This is a genomic window from Pseudomonas sp. FSL R10-0056 (genome assembly GCF_009600105.1).
Taxonomy (GTDB): Bacteria; Pseudomonadota; Gammaproteobacteria; order Pseudomonadales; family Pseudomonadaceae; genus Aquipseudomonas; species Aquipseudomonas bubulae.
In genome coordinates this window covers 1-244 of sequence record NZ_WIWL01000151.1, presented here as the reverse complement: position 1 = coordinate 244, position 244 = coordinate 1, and the positions used below count along the sequence as shown (strand labels likewise).

Below are 244 nucleotides of genomic sequence, written 5' to 3'. Positions count from 1 at the left end.
CAATGACTTGCCATTTAGCACTCTGGGCACTACAAGATTTAGGTGCGGGTTGTCTTGGTCGTGGACGTTAGCAAATATTTTACCGTTCAAGTCCGATAGGCTAACTTCCAGTTTTTTCGCAATCTCTTTCACTATGTCTTTTGTTATTTCCTTCCATTCTTCTGTTGTGGGTTTTTTCACAGAAGGAGGCAAGCAGAATACAAAAGATTGAGCATATGATTGAACTGGTCGCCCTCCTTTCTTC

The 244-nt window shown here is 41.8% G+C and carries 1 protein-coding gene; it reads right to left on the bottom strand.

Going from position 1 to position 244, the window contains the following annotated elements:
• Positions 1-244, bottom strand: a 244-nt coding sequence (locus GHO42_RS25870) for a hypothetical protein (RefSeq protein ID WP_218576004.1), incomplete at both ends; no start/stop codon positions are given.